At 71.0% G+C, this 9,996-nt stretch carries 9 protein-coding genes and 1 pseudogene; 5 read left to right on the top strand and 5 right to left on the bottom strand.

Annotation, left to right across the window (positions count from 1 at the left end; genetic code table 11):
- On the top strand, positions 1 to 795 hold a 795-nt coding region (locus tag RMO85_RS06670; RefSeq protein ID WP_310527798.1), incomplete at its 5' end, for a molybdopterin dinucleotide binding domain-containing protein.
- A 283-nt stretch (positions 796 to 1,078) separates the two neighbouring features.
- On the opposite strand, the gene ptsP is transcribed toward RMO85_RS06670, so the two are convergent.
- Entirely contained in the window at positions 1,079 to 2,767 is a 1,689-nt protein-coding gene (ptsP, locus tag RMO85_RS06665) for a phosphoenolpyruvate--protein phosphotransferase (RefSeq protein ID WP_310527796.1), read from the bottom strand.
- A gap of 113 nt (positions 2,768 to 2,880) precedes the next feature.
- Here ptsP and RMO85_RS06660 point away from each other — a divergent pair, with 113 nt between their 5' ends.
- Genes RMO85_RS06660 through RMO85_RS06645 form a run of 4 tightly spaced genes read left to right on the top strand, consistent with a single transcriptional unit; the run spans position 2,881 to position 6,901 of the window.
- Positions 2,881 to 3,648: a DeoR/GlpR family DNA-binding transcription regulator gene (locus RMO85_RS06660; protein ID WP_310527794.1), complete on the top strand. Its 768-nt coding sequence runs from the start codon at positions 2,881 to 2,883 to the stop codon at positions 3,646 to 3,648.
- A complete protein-coding gene (locus tag RMO85_RS06655) occupies positions 3,645 to 4,598 on the top strand; it encodes a 1-phosphofructokinase family hexose kinase (RefSeq protein ID WP_310527793.1) in 954 nt (317 codons plus the stop codon). The genes RMO85_RS06660 and RMO85_RS06655 overlap by 4 nt, the downstream gene beginning before the upstream one ends.
- Entirely contained in the window at positions 4,595 to 6,625 is a 2,031-nt protein-coding gene (locus tag RMO85_RS06650) for a fructose-specific PTS transporter subunit EIIC (protein WP_310527792.1), read from the top strand. Before RMO85_RS06655 ends, RMO85_RS06650 begins: the two co-directional genes overlap by 4 nt.
- Positions 6,626 to 6,658: 33 nt before the next feature.
- The gene (locus RMO85_RS06645; protein WP_310527791.1) at positions 6,659 to 6,901 is read left to right on the top strand and encodes an HPr family phosphocarrier protein; all 243 of its coding nucleotides are present in this window, start codon (positions 6,659 to 6,661) and stop codon (positions 6,899 to 6,901) included.
- A gap of 23 nt (positions 6,902 to 6,924) precedes the next feature.
- Here RMO85_RS06645 and RMO85_RS06640 read toward each other — a convergent pair whose 3' ends face one another.
- The 4 genes and pseudogenes from RMO85_RS06640 to RMO85_RS06625 form a co-directional block, all read right to left on the bottom strand.
- On the bottom strand, positions 6,925 to 7,836 hold the full coding sequence (locus RMO85_RS06640) for a hypothetical protein (protein WP_310527790.1): 912 nt from the start codon (positions 7,834 to 7,836) through the stop codon (positions 6,925 to 6,927).
- 7 nt (positions 7,837 to 7,843) lie between these two features.
- Complete coding sequence (locus tag RMO85_RS06635; protein WP_310527789.1) at positions 7,844 to 8,779, bottom strand: bifunctional riboflavin kinase/FAD synthetase; 936 nt, start codon at positions 8,777 to 8,779, stop codon at positions 7,844 to 7,846.
- Between the two features lie 20 nt (positions 8,780 to 8,799).
- The gene (gene truB / locus RMO85_RS06630; protein ID WP_310527787.1) at positions 8,800 to 9,675 is read right to left on the bottom strand and encodes a tRNA pseudouridine(55) synthase TruB; all 876 of its coding nucleotides are present in this window, start codon (positions 9,673 to 9,675) and stop codon (positions 8,800 to 8,802) included.
- A 4-nt stretch (positions 9,676 to 9,679) separates the two neighbouring features.
- Positions 9,680 to 9,996: pseudogene (locus RMO85_RS06625) on the bottom strand (hypothetical protein); the annotation flags it as partial.

Here is a 9,996-nt window from a genome sequence, read left to right as displayed (position 1 = left end):
CGCGACCACTACGACCTGATCTTCCAGACGTTCGGCGTACGCAACACCGCCCGCTTCACGCCGGCCGTCTTCGAGAAGGAGGCGGGGGCGCGCCACGACTGGCAGATCTACCGCGACGTCGCACTGGCCACGAGCGCCAAGCTGGACAAGAAGCCGGCTCTCAAGGCGCGGGCGATCATGCGCACCCGGCTCAGCCTCAGCCCGACCCGCCTGATCTTCCTGCTGCTCGCCCGCGCCCGCAACGGCGTGACGCTGAAGAAGCTGCGCGCCAACCCGTCCGGTCTGGACCTCGGTCCGTTGCAGCCCGACCTGCTGCCCGAACGGCTGCAGACCCGTGACCACCGCCTGGTCCTCGCGCCGGCGCTGGTGCTGGCCGACCTCGAGCGACTGACGGAAGTCGAGGCCCCCGATGAAGGCGAGCTGCTCCTCATCGGTCGCCGCCACAAGCAGGACTGCAACTCCTGGATGCACAACACCGAGCGGCTCACCCGCGGCAAGGCGCGGCACCAGCTCCTCATGCACCCGGCCGACCTCGCGCAACGTCAGCTCGAGAGCGGCGACGTCGTCACGATCACGTCCCGCGTTGGAAAGGTGCGTGTCGAGGTCGCCGCGACCGACGACATGATGCCCGGCGTGGTCAGCCTCCCCCACGGCTACGGTCACGCCCGCAACCCCGGGATGAAGACGGCCGCCGAGCTGCCCGGGGTCTCGATCAACGACCTGACCGACCCCGAGCGACTCGACATCTCCGGCAACGCGGCTCTGAGCGGAGTGCCCGTCACCGTCACCGGCTGACGCGACGATCGCCCGGCCGAGGCGCAGCAGGCTCGGCCGGGCGATCGCGGTCACAAGGCGCTCACCGTCACCAGCCACATCCCGCTCTCGGAGGTGATGTCGGCGTTCGGCATCGCCGCCAACGGTGAGGCCATCAAGGTGACCGTCGAGCCCTGGGCCCGCATGTAACACGCTGTCCGGTGCACTTCCACGTCGTTGCTACGACGTGGAAGAGCACCGGACAGCGTGTTACATAATTCGGACCGAGATGCGGGCGCCGCGCCGGGTCTCGTGGCCAGCGGCGTCAACCGGCCAGCAGTGCGCGCACCGCCGCCCGCGCGGCCATCGGGTCGCTCGCTCCCAGGGCAGCCTCAGCGGCGGCCTCGCACGTGTCCATCGAGACCTGTGAGAGCTGGGCGCCGACAGGGCGTACGGCGCGGGCGGCCATCGACAACGACGTGATCCCCATCCCGACCAGCGCGCACGCGAGCATCGGGTCGGCGGCGGCCTCACCGCACACCCCGACCGGTTTGCCGGCCTGCACCCCGGCTTCCGCGGTGATGGCGATCAGCTGCAGCACGGCAGGCTGCCACGGGTCGGTGAGATGCGCGAGGTCGGTCGCCATCCGGTCGGCCGCCATCGTGTACTGCGTCAGGTCGTTGGTGCCGATCGAGAGGAAGTCGACGACCTCGAGCATCCGGTGCGCGAGCAGGGCCGCGCTCGGGATCTCCACCATCACGCCGGGCTTGAGCCCGCGGGCGCGCACCTTGTCGGCGAACTCGGCTGCCTCGGCGACGGTGGCGACCATCGGCGCCATCACCCACGTCTCGGTGCCGGTCTTGTCGGCGGCCAGCTTGATGCCGTCGAGCTGGCGGTCCATCAGACCGGGGTTGCCGAACGACAGCCGCAGCCCGCGCACGCCGAGCGCGGGGTTCTCCTCTCCGGGCATCGTCGCAAAGGCGATCGGCTTGTCCGACCCGGCGTCGAGCGTGCGGACCACGACGTACTGACCCTCGCCGAAGGCTCCCAACACCGTGCTGTAGATCTCGCCCTGCTCCTCGACCGACGGCTCCTCGGTCGCCTTGAGGAAGCACAGCTCGGTGCGGAAGAGCCCGACACCCTGCACCGGCTCACGACTCGCGTCCACGGCGCTGGGCCCGTCCGCGACGTTGGCGAGCAGCTTGATCGGGGTGCCGTCGGATGTCTCGGCCGACCCCGTCCACGCGGCCAGCGCAGCGCGAGCCGCCTGGCTGGCAGCGACCCGCTCGGCGGCCTCCTCGACATCGGTGCCGATCTCGACCGCTCCCGTCTCGCCGTCGACCACCATGAACGTGCCGGCCTTGATGTCCATGGCGCCGGCGACCCCCACCACGCAGGGGATGCCGAGCTGGCGGGCGATGATCGCCGTGTGACTGGTCGCCCCGCCGCGCTCGGTGACGAGGGCGCTGATCAGCTGCGGGTCCAGGCCCGAGGTGTCGCTGGGCGCGAGGTCCTCCGCGACGAGGATCGACGGCTCGCTCGGCGTGGGCACGCCCGGCTCCGGCTCCCCGACGAGATGCGCGATGACTCGTCGCTCGATGTCCTCGAGGTCGGTGACCCGCTCGGCCATCAGCCCCCCCATGGTGGTGAAGATCGAGACGAATTGCTCCACCGCGGCACCAACCGACTGCAACAACGGGGTGCCGGCCGCGACGAACTTGCTGACGGCGCCCCGCAGTCCCTTGTCCTTGGCCAGGCCGGCGCTCGCGGTCAGCACCTCGGCGGCCGGCCCGGTCGCCTTCTCCGCCTTGCGGGCGAAGGTCGCGGCGACGGCGGAGACCGCCGCGTCGTAGGCCGCCATCGCGGCGTCGGCATCGGAGAAGTTGCCGTCGCCGAAGCGGGCAATGGCCTCGGGCGAGACCTCGCCGCGGACCAGGAGCGCGGGCCCAGCTGCGACGCCCGGTACGACCGGGGTGCCGCGCAAGCCAGTGGAGGACGGAGTGGACGTGGTCATGCCCACACCGTAATCCACCAGATACTTGACATTCAACAGGTTCGGCTATAAAACAACACATACAAAGAATGATGTGTCCGACACCACATCCCTCCCTCGACCAAGGATCCCAGGTGTACGCAGAGGAACGACAGCAAGCGATGGTCCAGCTGATCGGTCAGCAGGGTCGCGTGTCGGTGGCCGAGCTCGCCGCGAACCTCGCGGTCACCACCGAGACCGTACGACGCGACCTGTCAGCCCTCGAGCGGATGGGCCTGATTCGTCGCGTGCACGGGGGCGCCGTTCCGGCCAGCGCCCTCGCCGCCATCGAGTCCGGCATCTCCGAGCGCGACCAGGACAACACCGAGGCCAAGGACGCGATCGCGGTCGCCGCCATCGCGCTGCTCCCCCCGCCCGGCTCGATGATCATCATCGACGCCGGCTCGACCACGGCGCGGTTCGCTGCGCTGCTCCCCCGCGACCACCGACTGACCGTGGTCACCCATGCCGTATCGGTCGCCGCCCGGCTCGCCGGCCTGCCCCACATCGACCTGTTCCTGCTGCCCGGCAGGGTGCGCACGACCACCCATGCCGCGGTCGGCGCCGAGACGGTCGCCGCCCTGTCCAACATCCGCGCCGACGTCTCCTTCCTCGCGACCAACGGGATCAGCACCACCTTCGGCCTGACCACGCCGGATCGCGACGAGGCGGCCACCAAACGCGCCCTCGCGGCCGCCGGCCGGCGAGCGGTCGTGCTGGCGGACTCGACCAAGATCGGCGTCGAGTCGTCCCTGCGATTCGCTGCGCTCAGCGAGATCGACGTGTTGGTCACCGACTCCGGAATCTCCGACGACGACGCGTCCGCGCTCGCCGCGGCCGACGTGGAAGTGGTGATCGCGTGATCCTCACCCTGACCCCCAACCCGAGCATCGACCGCACCATCACCCTGGCGGGCGCGCTCGCTCGCGGCCAGGTGCAGCGTGTCCTGTCGGTGACCTCCCAGGCGGGCGGCAAGGGCGTCAACATCTCCCGCGCGTCGGTGAGCGCCGGTGAGCCGACGGTGGCTGTCCTGCCCGCCGCCAAGGACGACCCCTTCGTGATGGAGCTGCTCGCGGCCGGCATCGACTGCCGTCCCGTGACGCCCGCGGGTGACGTGCGTGTCAACGTGACGATCACCGAGCCCGATGGCACCACCACCAAGCTCAACTCCCCCGGCGCCACGGTCGACGCGGCGCACCTCGAGGCCATGGCCGGCGCACTGTTGGCCCGGGCGCCGAGCGCGAGCTGGACCGTGCTGGCGGGTTCACTGCCTCACGGTGCGCCACCGGAGTTCTATGCCGCAGTCGTACGCCGCCTGCGGGCCATCGACGCCAGGGTTGCGGTCGACACCAGCGAGGCCCCGCTCCGGGCGCTCGTCGACGCGCTTCCCGACTCGGCGCCGGACCTGATGAAGCCCAACGGCGAGGAGCTCGCGTCCTTCACGGGCGGCGACGCCGAGGAGCTCGAGAGCAACCCGGCCAAGGCAGCGGAGGCGGCCCGCACGCTGGTCGATCGCGGTGTCGGCGCCGTGTTGGTCACCCTCGGCGGCAACGGCGCCGTGCTCGTCACCGCCGAGGGCGCGTGGCACGCCGCTCCCCCGCCGACCACCGTCGTCAGCACCGTCGGCGCGGGTGACTCCAGCCTCTTCGGCTACCTACTCGGCGACATCCGCGGGCTGCCTGCCCCGGACCGCCTGGCCCTCGCCGTCGCCTACGGCAGCGCCGCCGCCGGTTTGCCCGGCACCACCATCCCCGAGCCGGTGCACCTCCGCACCGACCTCATCAACGTCACTGTCTTGGGAGGCAGCGCATGACCGAACTCATCACCACCCAACTGGTCCGGCTGAACGCCAGCTGGGGAGCGGACAAGACCGAGGTCATCCGTGGCCTCGCCGGAGTCGTCAACGACGCCTCGCGGGCCGACGACCTCGAGCAGCTCGTCGCGGACGCACTCGCCAGGGAGGAGACGTCGAGCACCGGCCTTCCCGGCGGCATCGCGATCCCGCACTGCCGCACCTCCGGCGTCTCCGAGCCGACGCTGGCCTTCGCCCGGCTCGAGCCGCCTGTCGACTTCGGCGCCAAGGACGGCCCGGCCGACCTCGCGTTCCTGATCGCGGCCCCGGCCGGCGGCGACGCCACCCATCTCCAGCTGCTGACCAAGCTTGCCCGCTCGCTGGTCAAGCCGGCGTTCACCGACTCGCTGCGCTCGGCCGAGACACCCGAGGAGATCGTCGAGCTGATCGACGCGGCCCTCGCCGAGCCCGCGAAGGCGGCCTCCACGCCCGCCGCAGCGGCGCCCGCAGCGGCCGCCGTCGCGGTCTCGGCGTCCGGGCCCAAGTCGCTCGTGGCCGTCACCGCCTGCCCGACCGGCATCGCCCACACCTACATGGCGGCCGAGGCCCTCGAGGCCGCCGCGGAGAAGGCGGGCATCAAGATCTCGGTCGAGACCCAGGGCTCCGCAGGCACCACGCCGCTCGCCCCCGAGACGATCGCCAGCGCCGCAGCCGTGATCTTCGCGGTCGACGTGGGTGTCCGCGACCGATCGCGCTTCGCCGGCAAGCCCATGGTCTCCTCCGGGGTCAAGCGTCCGATCGGCGATGCTGACGCGATGATCGCCGAGGCGCTGCGCTACGCCGACGACCCCAACGCGCCACGCGTGGAGGGGACGGCCGCCGAGGCCGGTGCCTCGACGGGCGGCGCCGCGTCATTCGGATCCACGGTCCGCCGGGTGCTGATGACCGGCGTGTCCTACATGATCCCGTTCGTCGCCGCCGGCGGCCTGCTGATCGCGCTCGGCTTCCTGTTCGGCGGGTACGAGATCGTCAACGACGGCCAAGCGATCGCCGTGGACAACACGTTCTTCAACCTGCCGAGCGTCAGTGAGTTCGGCCTCGACCACGCGTTGTTCGGCAGTGCGTTCTTCGCCTACCTCGGTGCGTTGCTGTTCACGCTCGGCGCCGCGGCCTTCGGGTTCCTGGTCCCGGCGCTCGCCGGCTACATCGCCTACGCGATCGCCGACCGTCCCGGCATCGCCCCCGGCTTCGTCATGGGCGCCATCGCCGGCACCCTCAACTCCGGCTTCCTCGGCGGCATCGTCGGCGGCGTGCTCGCCGGCATCGTGGCCCTGTGGATCACCAAGTGGAAGGTGCCGCACTGGATGCGCGGCCTCATGCCCGTGCTGGTCATCCCGCTGCTCGCCACGTTGATCTCCGGGTTCGTGATGGTCGTCGTCCTCGGCAAGCCCCTGGCTTCACTGATGGAGGCCCTCTCCGACGGGCTCAACAGCCTGCAGGGCGGCTCGGCGATCGTCTTGGGCATCATCCTCGGCCTGATGATGGCCTTCGACATGGGTGGCCCGCTCAACAAGACCGCCTACGCCTTCGCCACCACCGGCCTCGGCGCCGCTGCGACCGCCACCGACGCACCCGAGCTCAAGGTGATGGCTGCGGTCATGCTCGCCGGCATGGTGCCGCCGCTGGCGCTCGCGCTGGCCACCGTGGTCCGCCCCGGACTCTTCACCATTCCCGAGCGCGAGAACGGCAAGGCTGCCTGGGCGATGGGGGCCTCCTTCATCACCGAGGGCGCCATCCCGTTCGCGGCGGCGGACCCCACCCGCGTCATCCCCTCGATCATGGCCGGCAGCGCGGTCACGGGAGCCCTCTCGATGGGCCTGGATGTGTCGCTGCGGGCCCCGCACGGTGGCATCTTCGTGGTGCCGTTCGCCGTCGGCAACATCGCGGGCTTCATCCTCGCTCTGGTCGCCGGCACGCTCGTCGCCGCGGCCCTGGTGATCGCGCTGAAGAGCGCGAGCAAGACCGATACCGACCTCGCTACAGTCTGACCACCTGCCACCGATCCGCTGCAAGGAGCATTCATGCCCAGCAAGTCTGTCGTCGTCGGCTCCGCCGTCGGCCTGCACGCCCGCCCCGCCGCGATCATCGCCGAGAAGGCCGGTGAGCTCGGCTCCGAGGTGACCATCAACGGGGTCGACGCCAGCTCCTCGCTGATGATCATGACCCTCGGCGCCGGCAACGGTGACACGGTCGAGGTCGCCGGTGACGACCAGGCCGCGGTCGATGCGATCGCGGCACTGGTCGAGCAGGACCTCGACGCCTGAGTGCTTGACCTCCGCCGGCCGGGCTACGGCCGGCGGAGGTACCGCACCCGCACCTTGAGGGCCTGCTCGAGCTCGCCGAGCACGTCGGTGAAGAACTCGCGCCGATAGGTCTCGTCGGTGACGGCGAAGACCGCGAAGTAGAGGCCGCTGAAGGCGGCCAGGAACACCGACACCTGCACGAGCTCGAGGCTGATCACCTCGATGCCCCACGGGTAGGTCAGCTTGTCGGGAGTGATCCAGGCCTCCAGGACCTCCCTGTCCATCGCCACTGCGCCGAAGACGATGAAGAAGGCGAAGACCGCCAGCGCCAGCAGCAACACCTGGAAGGCCTGCGTGATCAGCAGCACCAGGACGAGGTTGGCCCGCTGCAGCCCGACCACGTCGGCGTCGTCGCCGAGCTCGTCGCGGCCGACCTCGTCGTCGAGCCGGTCGACCTCCTCGATCAGCCGGACGACGAGGAAACCCACCGCCATCGCGCCGAAGAACATGACGGCACCCCAGAGGACGCCGCCGTCCAGCCGCGAGGCGACCATCCAGACCTCGGTGTTGATGAACAGGAACGTCACGAAGAGCAGCAGCATCGGCAGCGCGCGGGTCGCGAGCGGGAACAGCAGCTCGAGACTCGCCAAGGAGTGTCTCAGCGCCCACGCGGCGATCAGCCGCACCTGCAGTGCTCGGCCCGCGTAGACCGCGGCGACCAGGAGCAGCACCGTGACGCCGACGGCGATGCCGGCCGACACCTGGCCCGCCCGCCAGCCGACAAGGACACCTGTGGGGACAGCCACGAGCAGGCCGGCGAGGGCGACCACCAGCAGCCGGCTGGTGTGCAGCCTGTGGCGTACCTGCTCACGGACGTCGTCCACGAAGTAGGGCAGCCCGTGCGCGACGAACCAGGCCTCGGCCTCCGGGCGCGTCTCCGGCTCCCACCTCGTCATGCGCGGGTCACGTGAGGATCTCGCGCGCGCGGCGTACGTCGCCGCGCATGGTCTCGACCAGGGCGTCGATGCCCTCGAACTTGACCATCCCGCGCAGCCGTTCGATGAAGGCGACCTCGACCTCGACGCCGTACAGGTCGAGGTCGTCGCGGTCCAGGACGTAGGACTCGACGCGGCGCTCGCGATCGCCGTCGAAGGTCGGATTGGTGCCCACCGAGATCGCGGCCGGATAGGAGTCGCCCGTGTCGAGGCGGGTCAGCCGGCCGGCGTAGACGCCGTCGGCGGGAGCCGCGCCGTCGACCGGCGCCGGCACGTTTGCGGTCGGGTAGCCGAGCTCGCGGCCGCGTTGGTCACCGCGCACCACGACGCCGCGGACCGTGAAGGGACGTCCCAGCGCCTCCGCCGCGCCGGCGACGTCGCCGGCGGCCAGACAGTTGCGGATGTAGGTCGAGCTCCACACCTGCGGCCCGCCGTCGAGCGCGATCCCCTCGACCACGAAGCCGCGCGACTTCCCGGCCGCCCGCAGCAGCGCAACGTCGCCCGCGGCGCGGTTGCCGAACCGGAAGTTGGCGCCGACCACGACGGCCCGAGCGCGGAGGGAGCCGACCAGCACGCGGTCGATGAACTCCTCGGGCGTCCAGGCCGCGATGTCGCGGTCGAACGGCACCACCAGCACGGCGTCGACACCCGCGGCCTCGAGCAGTCGCAACCGCGTCGCGATGTTGGTCAACGTCGGCGGCGCGTGCTCGGGACGGAGCACCGCGATCGGGTGCGGATCGAAGGTGACCACCACGACCTTCGTCACTGTGAGCTCGTCGGCGGTGGCGCGCGCCTGCTGCAGCACGTGCTGGTGCCCGAGATGGACGCCGTCGAAGTTGCCGATCGTGACGACGGTCGGACCGAGATCACCGGGCACGTCGTCGAAGGAGGACCAGATCTGCACGGGCGCAGCCTACCGACGGATCAGCCGACGAAGACGGCCACGGGTCGGGCGCGGCCCGGGTCGTCGCCGACTGTCGGCTCGTACAGCGCCAGGAACTCGCCGTCCGGGGCGAACAGCGCGTGCTCACCGCCGCCCGGCAGCGCCAGGTCGAGCTGTCGTCCGACGCGTACGTCGGCGGCTTGGTCGTCGTCGAGGTCCACGCAGGGGAAGGTGGCGCGCGCAGCCGCCGAGATCGGCACCAGAGTGAGGTCGTCGGCGAGCTCCTCGAGGGTGTGTGCCTGAGCGAGGTCGAAGCTCCCCACCGCCGTACGCCGCAAGGCGGTCAGGTGCCCGCCGACCCCCAGCGCGGCGCCGAGGTCGCGGGCGATCGCGCGGATGTAGGTGCCGCTGGAACAGCGCACCGAGACGTCGACCTCGGGGCCGCGGATGGCGACCACGGTCAGCTCGTGGACGGTGACGCGGCGCGCCTTGAGCTCGACGTCCTCGCCGTCGCGCACGCGCTGGTAGGCGCGCTTGCCGTCCACCTTGATCGCACTGACGGCGGTCGGCACCTGATCGATCTCACCGGCGAACGCGGTGAGCGCCTCGCGGATCGCCCGGTCGCTGAGGCCGTCGGTGCCGGCGGTGGCCGTGACCTCGCCCTCGGCGTCGTCGGTGGTGGTCGAGGAGCCGAGCAGGATCGTGGCGTCGTAGGCCTTCTCGGTCAGCATCAGGTGCCCGAGCAGGCGGGTAGCGCGGTTGAGGCCGAGGACCAGCACGCCGGTCGCCATCGGGTCGAGCGTGCCGGCATGCCCGACCTTGCGGGTGCCGGCGAGTCGGCGTACGCGGGCGACGACGTCGTGCGACGTCATGCCCGCGGGCTTGTCGACGACGACCAGCCCGGGGGTGGAGGACACGACCTCAGTCCTCGAGCTCGTCCTCGTCGACGGCTTCCAGGTCCTCGTCGAGGTCGTCCTCGTCGTGGAGCTCGCGGGGCTTCTTGTACGGGTCTTCCTCGCCGGCGTAGGACTCGCCGCGCTGTGCGGCAACGGCCTCGTCGAGGGCCTTGGCCCGGGCGAGCACCTCGTCGAGGGCGCGCGTGCTCTCGGGCAGCGCGTCGGGGATGAAGGTCAGCGTCGGGACGATGCGCATGCCGAGCTGCTTGGCGACCTCCGAGCGCAGTAACGTGAAGCGCAGCAAACCAATCGCCCGGCTGCGTTCGGCTGCGCGCAGCTCGA

The organism is Nocardioides sp. (assembly GCF_031422975.1).
Lineage (GTDB): Bacteria > Actinomycetota > Actinomycetes > Propionibacteriales > Nocardioidaceae > Nocardioides.
The sequence above is the reverse complement of the archived record's forward strand: the minus strand, read 5'-3'. Positions and strand labels throughout refer to the sequence as shown.